At 66.7% G+C, this 14,454-nt stretch carries 14 protein-coding genes; 2 read left to right on the plus strand and 12 right to left on the minus strand.

The features are described from left to right. Nucleotides 1-93: 93 nt before the first annotated feature. Both H1343_RS13085 and H1343_RS13090 read left to right on the plus strand, forming a co-directional pair. The gene (locus tag H1343_RS13085; protein WP_185983310.1) at nucleotides 94-606 is read left to right on the plus strand and encodes a hypothetical protein; all 513 of its coding nucleotides are present in this window, start codon (nucleotides 94-96) and stop codon (nucleotides 604-606) included. Nucleotides 607-702: 96 nt separating this feature from the next. Beyond that, nucleotides 703-1,035: a DUF1236 domain-containing protein gene (locus tag H1343_RS13090; protein WP_185983311.1), complete on the plus strand. Its 333-nt coding sequence runs from the start codon at nucleotides 703-705 to the stop codon at nucleotides 1,033-1,035. A 74-nt stretch (nucleotides 1,036-1,109) separates the two neighbouring features. Here H1343_RS13090 and H1343_RS13095 read toward each other — a convergent pair whose 3' ends face one another. From H1343_RS13095 to ybgC, 12 genes are all read right to left on the minus strand, one after another. Continuing rightward, entirely contained in the window at nucleotides 1,110-1,913 is an 804-nt protein-coding gene (locus tag H1343_RS13095; RefSeq protein ID WP_185983312.1) for an outer membrane protein, read from the minus strand. A gap of 199 nt (nucleotides 1,914-2,112) precedes the next feature. Then, complete coding sequence (locus H1343_RS13100) at nucleotides 2,113-2,958, minus strand: outer membrane protein (RefSeq protein ID WP_185983313.1); 846 nt, start codon at nucleotides 2,956-2,958, stop codon at nucleotides 2,113-2,115. A 120-nt stretch (nucleotides 2,959-3,078) separates the two neighbouring features. After that, nucleotides 3,079-4,425, minus strand: a complete 1,347-nt coding sequence (gene glmM, locus H1343_RS13105; RefSeq protein ID WP_185983314.1) for a phosphoglucosamine mutase — start codon at nucleotides 4,423-4,425, stop codon at nucleotides 3,079-3,081. Nucleotides 4,426-4,569: 144 nt separating this feature from the next. Beyond that, nucleotides 4,570-6,504 (minus strand): ATP-dependent zinc metalloprotease FtsH, encoded by a 1,935-nt coding sequence (gene ftsH / locus H1343_RS13110; protein WP_185983315.1) that lies wholly within the window; start codon nucleotides 6,502-6,504, stop codon nucleotides 4,570-4,572. A 63-nt stretch (nucleotides 6,505-6,567) separates the two neighbouring features. Beyond that, the gene (gene tilS / locus H1343_RS13115; RefSeq protein WP_185983316.1) at nucleotides 6,568-7,926 is read right to left on the minus strand and encodes a tRNA lysidine(34) synthetase TilS; all 1,359 of its coding nucleotides are present in this window, start codon (nucleotides 7,924-7,926) and stop codon (nucleotides 6,568-6,570) included. Between the two features lie 37 nt (nucleotides 7,927-7,963). Beyond that, nucleotides 7,964-8,929, minus strand: coding sequence for a tol-pal system protein YbgF (gene ybgF / locus H1343_RS13120; protein ID WP_185983317.1), 966 nt, complete (start codon nucleotides 8,927-8,929; stop codon nucleotides 7,964-7,966). Between the two features lie 189 nt (nucleotides 8,930-9,118). Then, the gene (pal, locus tag H1343_RS13125; protein ID WP_185983318.1) at nucleotides 9,119-9,652 is read right to left on the minus strand and encodes a peptidoglycan-associated lipoprotein Pal; all 534 of its coding nucleotides are present in this window, start codon (nucleotides 9,650-9,652) and stop codon (nucleotides 9,119-9,121) included. A gap of 192 nt (nucleotides 9,653-9,844) precedes the next feature. Next, nucleotides 9,845-11,089 carry a Tol-Pal system beta propeller repeat protein TolB gene (gene tolB, locus H1343_RS13130; RefSeq protein WP_425484661.1) on the minus strand — a complete coding sequence of 415 codons (1,245 nt, stop codon included), beginning with the start codon at nucleotides 11,087-11,089 and terminating at the stop codon, nucleotides 9,845-9,847. Nucleotides 11,090-11,267: 178 nt separating this feature from the next. Continuing rightward, nucleotides 11,268-12,350 carry a hypothetical protein gene (locus H1343_RS13135; RefSeq protein ID WP_185983320.1) on the minus strand — a complete coding sequence of 361 codons (1,083 nt, stop codon included), beginning with the start codon at nucleotides 12,348-12,350 and terminating at the stop codon, nucleotides 11,268-11,270. A 10-nt stretch (nucleotides 12,351-12,360) separates the two neighbouring features. Next, complete coding sequence (gene tolR / locus H1343_RS13140) at nucleotides 12,361-12,816, minus strand: protein TolR (protein ID WP_185983321.1); 456 nt, start codon at nucleotides 12,814-12,816, stop codon at nucleotides 12,361-12,363. Nucleotides 12,817-12,867: 51 nt separating this feature from the next. Next, complete coding sequence (gene tolQ, locus H1343_RS13145; RefSeq protein WP_185983322.1) at nucleotides 12,868-13,584, minus strand: protein TolQ; 717 nt, start codon at nucleotides 13,582-13,584, stop codon at nucleotides 12,868-12,870. A gap of 239 nt (nucleotides 13,585-13,823) precedes the next feature. Further along, complete coding sequence (gene ybgC, locus H1343_RS13150; RefSeq protein ID WP_185983323.1) at nucleotides 13,824-14,273, minus strand: tol-pal system-associated acyl-CoA thioesterase; 450 nt, start codon at nucleotides 14,271-14,273, stop codon at nucleotides 13,824-13,826. Nucleotides 14,274-14,454 lie beyond the last annotated feature (181 nt).

The raw sequence follows: 14,454 nt of genomic DNA on the forward strand, positions 1-14,454 counted from the left end.
GTCGGGGCATGGCGTCAAGTGAACTCTGAATGACGGAACCTCAGCGGCGGCAAGCCATTGGTTTTTCGTGAATTGCAGACGAAAGGAGACATCATGGCCACCCGCAGGAAGGACGAGCAGCGGATTCTCGACAAGGATGAATTCGAGATGGTGGAGAAGACCCACCGCCCTCATCTGCAGGATCTCGGCGATGGCGATCTGAACCAGCTGATCTCCCGGCTCCGCGAGAGGCGGGATCGGGCACGTGACCTGTCTACCCGACGCCGGGGTGCGGCGCGCCGCAGCGGAAGCGGGATCGAGCAGAGCGAGTCCAGCGGCCTGCGGCAGAAGTCCGGCCTCCTTGCGGAAGCCGTGCAGCGTGCCAACAAGGAGCGCACGCGCCGGCGCAAGGCGGAGGAGAAGAGCGAGCTTCAGTCGAGCGCCCGTCGTGCGCTGAAGCTCAAGCGCGCGGCGCCATCCCCCAAGCGTCCCTCGTCCGGACGCACCGCGAACAGGGGCATGGAACCGGCACCGAACGAGAAGACGAAGGAGATCGGCAGCTCGATGGAGGCCGGGCGGGTTTCACAGTTCGTGCGCGACGCACAGGGCAAGCGCGACAGCCGCTGAGGCGGCAACTGCGGCCCGCCCTCAACGAACGCAGCAGCAACTAAAGCCACGGCTAGGGCGTTCATCAGCCAAATGAAACAGCAAATGGAGCTTTCCATGCGCACCGCTCTTCTGGCCGCTTCGACCGCCGCCATCGCCTTGGCTGCGCCGACTTTCGCCCAGACCACCACGACCACGACCACGACAGTGGTCGAGGAAACGACCGCTGCACCGGTGGTCGAAATCCCCGGCACGGTTCGGACCTACGTGGTCGAGCAGGCACAGCCTTCCGTGACGCTCGAAGGACGTCTCGTGCGCGGCGAGATCTTGCCGGACACAGTCGAGTACTACGATATCCCGGAAGAGCCGGACTATGCCTACACGGTGGTGAACAACCAGCGCGTGCTGGTGCGGCCCTCGACGCGCGAGATCATCGAGATCTACGAGTAATTCGCCCTCCTGGAACGTAAAAGAGGCCGGCGGTGCATCCGCCGGCCTCAATCGTATAGGATAGCGTACTGAGCCTACCAGAGCTTGTAGCGAAGGCCAGCGGTGATGATGTGGCGGTCGTATCCGTCGTCCTCGGCAAAGATCGAGGGATCGATCGGGTCGGACGAGGTGAACGAGGCGACGTCTCCGCCATCGATGTTGAGGTAGCGATAGCCGATGTCGAGCGTCAGGCTGCGGTTCAGGTTGTAGCCGACCCCTGCCATCAGCGCGTAGGCGAAACGCCAGCTGTCATCGCCGTCGAAACTGGTGGTGGTGCAGAAGGCTGGATCACCCTCGCAACCGACCGTCGAAACGTCCTCGTAAGAGACGTTCACCGCACCGAGACCGCCACCGACATAGGGCGTGAAGCCTGCGAACGTGCCGAGATCGACATAGGCGTTGGCCATCAGGTCCCAGCTGCGCGCCTCCGCCGAGGCGCCAAAGCTGCACGGGCCGGCGCCGAAGCACTCGAAATCCGAAGCCGCACCGACATCGAACTTGGAGTAGCGCGCCGTCAGGTCGCCGCGCAGATAGTCGGTGAGCTGGTAGCCGACACCGAGACCGCCACCGAACCCCTCATCGAGCCCGAAATCGGTGTAGGCCGGGCCGAAATCGGTGCCGAAGATGCTGTAGCTCGCCGAACCATCGTAGTCGCTGTCGAAGCCATATTCGACGTCGCCGCGCAGATACCAGCCCGTGCCGACCTCGACAGGCACGATCTCCGGCGCCGGGCTTAGCATGCCGGCATAGACCGGGCCGTAATCCGCGGCGGCCGCAACGGACGCGCCGAGGGCCAAGGATGCGGCGAGTGTCGCCAGGATAGTGCTGCGGATGGTCATCGCCTCGGCTCCGGGATCGTGTGCCCCGGCGGCGCCGGTGCGTCACGCTCTTCTTGAGGCCAAATGATTGACGCCTCGTTAACCCTGTTTCTTAACCTTGCGTCAGCCTTAGCAAAGCAAGCCGCCGGCGGATGCGAGAAGGCCGCCGCGGTCTTGCCCGCGACGGCCTTTCCAGATTCCGGTGAAGAGCCCGTTCGGCTCAGAAGAAGCTGTAGCGAAGGCCCGCGCGGACCGCGTGGACGTCGAAGCCGTTGTCCTTCGTCTGGATGCCCGTCGCCCCGAACTCCGTGTCCTGCGCGTCGTAGCCCCAAGCGTCGCCTTCCCAGATCTTGGTGAAGCGATAGCCGATGTCGAGGGCGAGCTGCTGCGTCAGGTCGATGCTCGCGCCCGCCATCAGCGAGGAGGCGAAACGCCAGTCGTCGGCGCCTTCGTTGGTGCCCGAGTAGCGGACATAGGACGGGTCGCAGGGCGGGCAGACTTCCTGCGCGTTGTTCGTGTCGTAGCTGACATAGGCCGTGCCGATGCCGGCGCCGATATACGGGGTGATGAGACCGAACTGCGGCAGGTCGACATAGGCGTTCGCCATGATCGTCCAGACGTCGGCCTCGGTGGAGTCCTCATAGTAGCACTCGCCGAAGGGGCCGATGTTGTGCGCCGGGTCGGTGCGGATCATCAGCGGGCAATTGGTGCGGCCCGAAACGTCGGCGCGGAAGAAGTCCACCGTCGCGTCGGCGCGGAAGATCTCGTTGAAGCGGTAGCCGGCGCCAAGGCCGAAGGTCGCCCCGTCTTCCAGCGTCAGCTTGTCGTAGCGATAGTAGTCGTCGATGCCCTCGACGCCCGGGAAGATGTTGTAGAAGGCCCAATGACCATCGGTCTCGGACTCGAACTGGTAGCCGACGTCACCGCGGATGTACCAGCCGCTGTAGTTCGGCTTGACCTCCTCGACGTACTCGACCGGCGGCGGAACGAAGATGTCCGCGGCCGAGGCTGCCTGCGGGGCGAGAGCGCTCGCACCCATCAGGGCGAGCACGAAGAGCCGGTTCATGTCTATTCTCCGAAGTTGCCAGCAATGGGCGCGGCTCGACGTCCGCAACAACGGAAAATCTAAAGATTAACTATTAACAGAGCGTTTACGGTAGGGAATGATTCACCCTGCGCGTGCCTCTCACGCGGCCGACTGGTGCAACGCGCCCACGATATCGTCGACCACTCCTGCGACCAGCGCCGGATCGTCCCCTTCGGCCATCACGCGGATCAGAGGCTCGGTGCCGGACGGGCGGATGACGAGCCGGCCGCTGTTGCCGAGGCGAACGCGGCCGTTGTCGATCGCGCTGCGCACGCTGTCGCGCTCCAGTGGCTCACCGCCTGCAAAACGCACGTTCTTCAGGACCTGCGGCACCGGCTCGAAGCGGCGGCAGACCTCGGACACCGACCCGCCGGCCTTGCGCACCACCGACAGCACCTGCAACGCGGCCACTAGCCCGTCGCCCGTCGTGCCGAAGTCCGAGAGGACGATGTGGCCGGATTGCTCGCCGCCGACATTGTACCCATGCTCGCGCATGTGCTCGACGACATAACGGTCGCCCACCTTGGTGCGGGCGAGCTGGATGCCCTGCCCCGCAAGGAACCGCTCAAGGCCGAGATTCGACATGACGGTGGCGACGACGCCGCCCGCCGTGAGGCGCCCATCCGCTGCCCAGGCCTCGGCGACGACCGCCATCAGCTGGTCGCCGTCGACGATCTCGCCCTTCTCGTCGACGATGAGGACGCGGTCGGCGTCACCGTCGAGCGCTATGCCGATGTCGGCGCGCACCTCGCGCACCTTCTGCTGGAGCGCCGCCGGGCTGGTCGAGCCGCAATTGAGGTTGATGTTGGTGCCGTTCGGCTCCACGCCGATTTTCACGATCTCGGCGCCGAGTTCCCACAAGACCTCGGGCGCTACGCGATAGGCAGCGCCGTTGGCGCAGTCGATTGCGATGCGCAGGCCCTCAAGCGTAAATTCGCGGGGCAGCGTGCGCTTGGCGAACTCGATATAGCGATCGTGGACCCCGTCGACGCGCTTGGCGCGGCCGAGCTGCGAGCCGTCGGGCATACGGCCGGACAAGTCCTCCTCAATCAGCTTCTCGATTTCGAGTTCGACCTCGTCAGAAAGCTTATAGCCGTCCGGACCGAAGAGCTTGATGCCGTTGTCGTCAAAGGGGTTGTGAGACGCCGAGATCATGATGCCGAGATCGGCGCGCATGGAGCGGGTCAGCATCGCCACCGCCGGGGTGGGGATCGGGCCGAGCAGGAAGACATCGACGCCGGCCGAAGTGAGGCCCGCGACGAGCGCGTTCTCGAACATATAGCCGGACAGGCGCGTGTCCTTGCCGATCACGACGCGGTGCCGGTAGCTGCCACGCCGGAAAGCCAGACCGGCGGCCATGCCGACCTTCATCGCGACCTCGGGCGTCATCGGATGGCGGTTCGCCCTGCCTCGGATACCGTCCGTTCCGAAATAGCTTCTCGACATCGTAAATCCCTGCCGTCGTTCGAGCGATGGACGTAGACGAAGCAGTTTGGCACTGAAAGTAAAAAAGAATGTCGCCCCTGACATGAAAAAAGGGGCGGCCGCCGGGCCACCCCATTCCTCTCATCGGCGTCGGCGCGAATGCGCTCAGGTCGTCGGCTGCGGCTCCAGCCCGCCCTCGTCCGTCTTGCCGGACGGGTGCTTGGCCGAACCCGCCTTGGGTACGGCGGATCCGCGCGAGGGCGGCGTGTCGTCGCCCATGTCGCGAGCCAGCGACTTGCCGGCGAGGAGATCGCGCACCTCGTCGCCGGACAACGTCTCGTATTCGAGAAGGCCGTTGGCGAGCGTGTGCAGGTCCTCGATATGCTCGTTAAGGATCTTGCGCGCCTTGTTTTCGGCGACCTCGATGATGCCACGCACCTCCGAGTCGATCAGGCGGGCAGTGTCCTCGGACATGTTCTGCTGCTGCGAGACCGAATGACCAAGGAAGACCTCCTCCTGGTTCTGACGGTAGCGCAGGCGGCCGAGCTTGTCGCTCATGCCGTATTCCATGACCATCGCGCGCGCCATGTTGGTGGCCTGCTGGATGTCGTTCGACGCACCGGTCGTCACGTTGTCGAGACCGTAGATGATCTCTTCAGCCGCACGGCCGCCGAAGATCATGGCGAGACGCGCCTCCATCTCGTTCTTGCGCATACCGTAGCGGTCGCGCTCGGGCAGGTTCATCGTCACGCCCAGCGCACGGCCGCGCGGGATGATCGTCACCTTGTGGAGCGGGTCGTTGTAGGGCTCGTAGATACCGACGAGCGCGTGGCCAGCCTCGTGATAGGCGGTCAGCTTCTTCTCGTCCTCGGTCATGGCCATCGAACGGCGCTCGGCGCCCATCATGACCTTGTCCTTGGCATCCTCGAATTCGAGCATGGTGACGAGGCGCTTGGAGCGGCGTGCGGCCATCAGCGCCGCCTCGTTGACGAGGTTGGCGAGATCGGCGCCCGAGAAGCCCGGCGTGCCCCGCGCTATCGTGCGCAGGTCCACGTTCGGAGCGAGCGGCACGTTGCGCACATGCACCTTCAGGATCTTCTCGCGCCCGCCGACATCCGGGTTCGGCACCATGACCTGGCGATCGAAGCGGCCCGGACGCAGGAGCGCCGGATCGAGGACGTCCGGACGGTTCGTCGCGGCGATGAGGATGATGCCCTCGTTCGCCTCGAAGCCGTCCATCTCGACGAGGAGCTGGTTCAGCGTCTGCTCGCGCTCGTCGTTGCCGCCGCCGAGGCCTGCGCCGCGATGGCGACCGACCGCGTCGATCTCGTCGATGAAGATGATGCAGGGCGCGTTCTTCTTGGCCTGCTCGAACATGTCGCGCACGCGGGATGCGCCGACGCCGACGAACATCTCCACGAAGTCGGAGCCGGAAATGGTGAAGAAGGGCACGTTGGCTTCACCTGCGACGGCACGCGCGGTCAGCGTCTTACCGGTGCCCGGAGGGCCGACGAGAAGGACGCCGCGCGGAATCTTGCCGCCGAGGCGCTGGAACTTCTGCGGCTCGCGCAGGAATTCGACGATCTCTTCAAGATCCTGCTTGGCTTCGTCGACGCCCGCGACGTCCGCGAAGGTCACGCGGCCGTGGGCCTCGGTCAGGAGCTTGGCCTTCGACTTGCCGAAGCCCATCGCCTTGCCGCCGGCGCCGCCCTGCATCTGGCGCATCAAAAAGATCCAGACGCCAAGGATGAGGAGGATCGGGCCGAAGGACAGGAGCATCGACCAGAACGGATTGGAATTGTCCGACGGCGGAGCCGCGTTGATCTGGACGTTGGCGCCCTCGAGACGCTGGACGAGGCCCGGATCCTCAGGCGCGTAGGTCTGGAAGCCGGTCGACTGGTCCGTGTAGTTGCCGGAAATCCGCTGGCCCTGGATGGTCACGGATCGCACGCGGCTGTTGTCCACGTCCGTCAGGAACTGCGAATAGGGAATTTCCCGGGCGCCGGCCTGCTGGCCGCCATTCGAGAACATTTGGAACAGTGCGATCAGAAGGAGCGCGATGATCGCCCATAGAGCGAAATTCCGGAAATTCTGGTTCATTATACGTCCTGGAATGGCGCCCGAACCGTATGCCTCGGTGAGCAAACGTCGAGCTCGTCGCTCCTAGTCCCAGCGAAGATAGTCAGCCGTCAATTCGTTGCCAACGGGTCGGGGCGCTTTTGCGGCATTTTGGTCAAGAAGACGATACGGCCCGGCTGGCAGATCGCGGCGTAATCGCCACGTGACCTGCTCGCGAATATCGAGCGGGCAGGCCTTCGCGCCGAGCCTTGCCAGCGCCTGAGGATGCGCGGCGAGCGGCTCCCTACCGGATGAGACGATGACCGGCAGGGTCGCGTTCACGCGGTTTCCAAAGCCGAGGGCACCGAGCGACACGACGCGAGCGCCCGTCCACTCCTGCGGCACGCCGATCTCGAATCGGCCGTCGAAGAGAACGGCGGCCCCACCTTCGATCACAAGTTCGCGTGGCCCTGTCCGCCCGAATTCGCGCGCGGCGCAAAGACGATCGGGCCTCACCTCCAGCCGGCAACCAGCAAGCGTCGCCACGAAGGTCCCCCCCTCCCCGATCCGCTCAGCGAGACGGCGCGCCTGAAAAGCCGTAGGAGGCTTACTGCCGCCCGAAACGGCGGTGAGGATGCGCGAGAGCGCTGCGGCGCGAACGGCCGGCGATGCGCCGCGCCACTCTCCAAGGCTTGTCGAGACCATGCCCGCCGTGTCGACGATGGCCGGGGCGAGAAACGCCGCCACCTCGCTGTCAAGTTGGTCGCGGGCGGCGGCGAGCGCGGCAATCCGCGCCAGATGCCGCTGCCGCTCGGCGTGCGGCATCGCTTTCAAAATCGCGCGCATGCGCGTGCGGGCATAGCGCGCGTCCCGATTGGTTGGGTCCTCGGCCCATTCGAGGCCGCGCGCGCGAAGGCTCGCCTCGATGCGGGTGCGCGCAAGGGCGAGGAACGGACGCAGAAGCGTCACGCCAGGTGCGAGCGCACGCGCCCGACGCATTGCCGCCTGCCGCCCCTTCCCTTCGCCGCGCTCGGCGGCAAGGAGATGAGTCTCGATCTGATCGTCCTGATGATGGGCGGTGATCACCGCGCCGGCGCTCGCTTCGCGTGCCGCTTGGGCCAGCAGCGCATAGCGGCCCTCGCGAGCCTGCGCGCTGAGATTGCCCGAACCCTGCGGGCCACGCCATTTCATCGTGTGGTGGGGCAGGCCATAGTGTGCGGCCGCCTCGCGGACAGCCTCAGCCTCGGCGCCCGACTCCATCCGCAGGCCGTGATCGACGGTGACCACCGTGATCGGACGGCCAAGGCGAGCGCGATTTTCGCCGGCCAGAACCAGAAGCAGCAGAGAATCGGCACCGCCCGAGACTGCGAGGACGACACCACCGTCGCCGCCGAGCGTCAGCGATGGCCGCAGGAGCTCGAACCCCTCGTCCGGGCCTACGGGATCATCGCCGATTTCGCTCATGCGCCGAGGATGGCCCGGCGCGCCGGGCGCGGCAAGATCAGGAGCAGCGCGCGGCCGTCTCTTCCTCGTCGAGCTTGCGCTTGACGTTCGCGCTCATCGAGGGGTAGCGGCGCTCCACCTCGGCATAGGTCACGCAGGCCGTTTCGGCGTTGTCGAGGCGAGCGAGCGACATGCCGAGCTTTAGCATCATCTCCGGCGCCTTGGTGCTTTCGGGATGCGCCTTCTGCGCATTCAGGAAGACCTCGGCGGCGTCGCGGAACTTGTTCTGCGCGAAAAGGCTCTCGCCGAGCCAGTAGCGCGCATCCGAGGCGTCCTCGGAATCGGGATATGTGTCCGCGTACTGGCGGAAGCTCTGCTCGGCGAGCTGATAGTCGCCGGCGAGCATGTAGTTGTAGGCGAGTGAATAGAGTTCGACCGGGCCGTTGGCGTTGATCGAGGCGACGGTCTGCGAGCCGCCGGATGCGCCGTCCTGGCTGATCGCGCCGCCGAGGTCTTCCAGGCTCGCCTGATCAAGCAGTGTCCCGATGTCGTCACCCTGCCCGGACGTTGCGTTGACGCCCGCTGACGTCCCCTGCGGCGGCAGGCCGAGGGCGAACTCGCCGTCGCCGCTGCCGCCGGCGGCCGGCGGGGTCGCCTCGCTGCGGCGCTCAGGCGTCTGCCCGCCGCCACCGGAGCCTCCTTCCAGATCCTGGAAGCGCAGTTCGTTGTCCTCCTGCGCGTTGCGCAGCTGCTCCTGAAGCTGGAGGACGAGGAAGGACATCTCCTCGACGCGGCCGGTCAGGCGACGGATCTCCTCCTCCATCTGGGAGAGGCGAACGCCGGCATCGCCGGCCTGCGCCATCAGGACGGGGGGCTGCGCGGCGGGTGCGGGCTGCGTTTGCACGCGATCGTTGCCGCCGCCGAGACCGAGGTCGAAAGGAAACTCGACGGCTGCGGCCTGTGCCGCGCCGATCAGGAAGACTGCCGTCGCCGCGCCGGCGAGACGTGCCGAGAAATGTGCCATGTGCCGAACTCCGCTGTCGCGATCCGCGCGCCTTCTACACGCAAGAAGGTGCCGCGATCCATCCGTGCTCGGCAAGCTTCAGGACGGGGAGTTCGGCTAAAATGGGGCTCTTGGCCCTTTGCGAGAACACAGAAACGAAAGCGGCCCCGTGAGGGGGCCGCGTCGTGGTCACACTGTTGCTTGAAAGCCTCAGGAGCCGGCGCCGGAGAGCACCGTGACCGCGCGGCGGTTCTGCGACCAGCAGGAGATGTCGTCGCAGACCGCGACCGGGCGTTCCTTGCCGTAGGAGATGGTGCGCATGCGGTTGGCCGGCACGCCGCGCGCGGCCAGGAAGTCCCGCGTGGCGGCGGCACGGCGAGCGCCGAGCGCGAGGTTGTACTCGCGGGTGCCGCGCTCGTCGGCATGTCCCTCCACGACGATCGCGTAGGACGGATACTGCTGCAGCCACTGCGCCTGGCGCGACAGGGTCTGCTGGGCATCGGCGCGGATCGACGACGAGTCGGTGTCGAAGAAGATGCGGTCGCCGACATTGACCGTGAAGTCCTGGCTGGTGCCGGGCGCGGCAGAGCCGCCGGCGCCACCTACGCCGCCCGGGCCGCCGAGGCCGAGACCGGCGGCGTTGTCGGGCAGCTGCTGATTGCGGTTGGCACAGCCCGTGACGAGCAGCGCGGCTGCCAGCAGAAGTGCGACGCGGCTATGGGCCCCTGATGCGATGCGGCGCATGGCCGGCTCCTTCGAATGCGGTGGATTCGTCTCATCTCCGGTTTACCGAGACAAGGTTAACACCTCGTCACCAGACAAACCGCGAGTTGCGAATCACATCCCCCTTTTGATCCTTTGCCCGGATTGAATCGGCAATGAGTCCGAAAGGCGGCAGACGCCGTCACGATCGTGTGGGCCGCTCGCCTTCTCCGATCAGTCGAGCGCAGGCGACCATGCGGGATCGGAAGCCGAGTTCGGCGTCGGGACGCGCTGCTCGTTGCGGCCTGTCAGGTCGATCGAGTGAAGCTGCGGCCCCGCCGGCCCCTGCGGGTCGCGAAAGAACATGAGGACCCGGCCGTTCGGCGCCCAGGTCGGCCCTTCGTTGTGGAAGCCCGAGGTCAGGATGCGTTCGCCCGAACCATCGGGTCGCATGACGCCGATCTGGAACTGCCCGCCCGATTGCTTGGTGAAGGCGATCAGGTCTCCGCGCGGCGACCAGACCGGCGTCGAGTAGGCACCGTCGCCGAACGAAATGCGGGTCTGGTTCGAACCGTCCGCGCCCATCGTGTAGAGCTGCTGGCGCCCGCCGCGGTCGCTCTCGAAGACGATGCGCGTGCCGTCCGGCGAGTAGGAGGGAGAGGTATCGATGGCGTTGGTCGACGTCAGCCGCGTGGTGGCACGCGAGCGCAGGTCCATCGCGTAGATGTTCGATGTGGCCTCCTGCTGAAGGCTCATGATCACGCGCTGACCGTCTGGAGAAAAGCGCGGAGAGAAGGTCATGCCAGGGAAATTGCCGACGATCTCGCGCTGGCCGGTCTCGAGTTGCAGGAGATAGACGCGCGGTTCGCCCTGGCCGAAGGACATGTAGGTGATTTCCTGCCGGCTCGGCGAGAAGCGCGGCGTCAGCACGAGATCGTTGCCGTCGGTCAGGTAACGGACGTTCGCGCCGTCCTGATCCATGATGGCGAGGCGCTTGCGCACCGCACTCGCGGGGCCCGTCTCGTCGACGAAGACGACGCGCGTGTCGAAATAGCCTGCTTCGCCCGTCAGGCGCTCGTAGATCGCGTCGGAGATGATGTGGGCGATGCGGCGCCAGTTGTCCGGATTGGCGTAGAACTGCTGCCCGTCGAGCTGCTGGCCGGCATAGGTGTCCCACAGGCGGAACTCGACGCGCAGGCGGCCATCCGCCTCCGGAGTCACGCGGCCGGTCACCAGAGCCTGCGCGTTGATGACCGTCCAGTCCTGGAAACGCGGCGTCGCGTCCGGTCCGATGTCACGCTGGATGTAGGCCGCCTGCTCGATGGGCGCGAAGAGGCCCGAGCGCTGGAGGTTGGCGCGCACCACCTCCACGATCTGCTGGCCGAGCTGGTTCTGTGACTGGAAGTTCGGCAGCGCGATCGGCAGCGGCTGAATGTTGCCCTGGGTGATGTCGATCTCGACCTGCGCCTTCGCCGGCATGGCGGTGGCGGCGATCCCGGCCGCGGAGAGGGCGAGAAGGGCGGCGAGTGTCTTGACGGCGGTGTTCATGGATTGGCCCTTCTCGTGCGGGGATGCGGCGGCGTGGTGCTGAGCGCCCTTGCGCGTTGTCGTGTCGGCGGCGCGCTCGGCGCGGCGCATCGGGGAACGGCGAAGGCGCTCAGAACATCTCGCTCGGATCGAAATTGATCTGCACCTGGCTCCAGGTCTCGTACTTCTCAATCGGGAGATTGTATGGCGCGCAGCGACGCACGGCGCGTACCGCCGCTTCTCCGGCGATGCGCTCGATCGAGGAGCCGCCACCGCCCGAAACGATCTGCGGCATACCCTGGAGCTGGCCGGACGGGTCCAGCGACATCTGGATGGAGATGCGCAGCGAACCGGCCTCGGCGACCCCTGCCGGCGGGCTCCAGCAGCGCTGGATCTGGCCACGCAGCGCGTCCAGCTCGCTCTGGGAGAGACGTTCGCCGGTGTTACGCGTCGCCCCGAGAGAGGCCTGGTCCTGCGAGCGCTGCGCGCCGCCGCCCGCCGAGCTCTCGCGGTTCAGGAGCGCAGCGATCTCATCGGCGTCGAATTCGGGCTCTTCCTGCGCCTGGCTTTCTGCGGTTTCGCGCTCGGGCTCGCGCGCCGGCTGTTCGCGCGGCGGCGTCGGCGGCGTCTCAGCCGGGCGCTCTGCCTCACGCACCGGCGGAACCGGGCGCACCTGCGGGAGCGGCACGTTCTGTGGCGCGGGCGCCTCCTGCGGCTCGGGCTCGGCTTCTGCCACCTGCGGCGCGGCCTCGTCTATGACGGGTTCCGGCTCGGGCGCCGGGGCCGGCGCGGGCTCGGCCACCTCGGGCTCAGGCGGTGCCGGCTCGGGCTCGGGCGCCGGCTCCACGACGGGCTCCGGTTCGGGCGCAGGGGGTGGCGGAGGCGGCGGGGCTTCGGAGGTCGCGGTCTGCACGCGCTCGCGCGGGGCCGTCTCGGGGCGCGGCGGCGAGGCCAGGTCGACCTCGTTCTCGCCGACATTCTCGGCCGGCATAGGCAAGGTCTCGGGGGCCTCGGTGGGTTCCGGCGCGGGCGTGTCGGTCATCTCGGCCTCGCGCTCGCCGACCATCGCCTGGCTGTATTCCTCCACCGGCACGATCGACACCGGCAACGACTCGCCCTGCGTCATGTCGAGCGGGCGCGGCTGGCCGAACGACCACAGCCCCCAAGTCAGGAGCAGCGTGTGCAGGATGGTCGAGGTGGTGAAGGCCTTCATCGCGCCGCGATCAGCTTCCCGCTTCCGAAGCGGTGACGAGGCCGATGTTGCGGAAGCCCGCGGCGGAGATGCGCGCCATGACGTTCATGACCGTGCCGTAGTCGGTCGCGGTGTCGCCGCGCACGAAGATACGCTCCTCGTAGCCGGCCTGGCCGATGGCTTGAAGCTGGGCGACGACATCCTCGGCCGCCACCGGCGTGTCCTGGATGAAGATCTCGCCGCCGCTCTGGACGGAAATCGTGATCGGCTGCGTGTCGGAATTGAGCGCGCGCGCCTGCGTCTCGGGCAGTTCCAGCGGCACGCCCACCGTCATCAGCGGCGCGGCGACCATGAAGACGATGAGAAGCACGAGCATCACGTCCACGAAGGGCGTGACGTTGATTTCGCTCATCGGCGCGCGGCGGCGCCCGCCCCTGCGGCGGCGCCCTCCTCCCGAACCGGACGCGGCGCCCGTCGACATGCCCATGATCTGAAGCCCTCGGCCGATGGCCCTTCGAGTTGCGTTGGACGGCTGCGCTCAGCGCGCCTGCGACTTCTCGTCGATCTGCCGCGAGAGGATGGCGGAGAACTCGTCGGCGAAACCCTCGAGGCGCATGCCGAGGCGGCCGGCTTCCGAGGTCAGCTTGTTGTAGGCGATGACCGCCGGAATGGCCGCGACGAGGCCGATGGCCGTGGCGAGCAGCGCCTCCGCGATGCCGGGCGCGACGACCGCAAGGCTCGTCTGCTCGGAGGTCGCGATCGCCTGGAAGGAGGTCATGATGCCGACGACCGTGCCGAAGAGGCCGACGAAGGGCGCGGCCGAGCCGACGGTCGCGAGAAAGCCGAGGCGTGATTCGAGCCCGTCCATCTCGCGGGCGAGCGTGACGTCCATCGCCTTCTCGATGCGTGCCTGCAGGCCGAGCGGCGAGCGTGCGCCCTTCTCGAAGCTCTTCTTCCATTCGCGCATGGCGGCGACGAAGAGCGCGCCCATGCCGCTGGTCTTGCGGTCGTTGAGCGTGTGGTAGAGCTCCTCGAGCGACTGGCCGGACCAGAAATTGTTCTCGAACTGGTTGAGCTGGCGGCGGAACGCGGCATAGCGCGCCCACTTGTCGAAGATGATCGTCCACGTCCACACGGACGCGGCGACGAGGCCGATCATGACCAGCTTGACGATGAAGCCCGCTTGCCAGAAAAGGCCGAGGAGGGACATGTCGTGGCCCGGGGCCGCGAGCGCTGTCTGCGCGACTTCGTTCATGCGTTTGGTCCCTCGAAAGGTCGATGGTCTCCGGGTGCGACGGGCCCGGACGGTTTCGTTGGCATGTTGAGATCCGAAGACGGCGCGACGCACCGCCCTCGCGCCGCATGCACCCGCCTCGCCCGTCCTTCACCATTGATTTCGGTAAAAGAATGGCGTCGCCAGTGACCTCGCGGCACCGCATCATCATCATGCGTTAGGGTTAACAGGGCGTTAGCGCGGATTTCTCGCGCCCGCCGTCAATCCTGGGATGGCCCGCGTCCGAGCCTTTCGGCCACGGCTGCGGGCATCCGCCGCGGCTTTCCCTCCGGCGAGATCACCGCGACCTTGACCTTCGCGCCCACCAGCGTGCGCTCGCCGAGAAGGATGCGCTGGTCGAGAACGACGCGCGCGCCGCCCAGAAGCGTCGTACGCGTCTCGACGGTCAGGACATCGTCGATGCGGGCGGGAGCGAGGAAGTCGATGTCCATGTGCCGCACGGCGAACGCCATCGGCTCGCCGAAGCGCCCGTCCATCAGTTCGCGATGGCCGATGCCGTGCAGGCGCAGATAGTCCGTGCGGCCGCGCTCCAGAAAATGCAGATAACGCGCGTGGTAGACCACACCGGAGAAATCGGTGTCCTCGAAATAGACGCGCACGTCGAGGTTGTGGCCGCCTTCGACGAGGCGGCCTGCGAGGGCTTGTTCCATCCCCCGCCCATAGGCGATCGTCGGCGCCCTGTCACCCGCGAGAAAGCGCTTCGACTGTCACGAAGATCGACGCCGCGCCGCCCGATCGATACGTTCACGCTTTTGGAACTGCGGCGGTCACGAAGGCTTGGCGCCATCAGCGACGGCGGGCTCCCTGCGGTTTCCGCTGCCCCTTCGCGTG

It is taken from the genome of Aureimonas mangrovi (assembly GCF_014058705.1).
Classification (GTDB): domain Bacteria; phylum Pseudomonadota; class Alphaproteobacteria; order Rhizobiales; family Rhizobiaceae; genus Aureimonas; species Aureimonas mangrovi.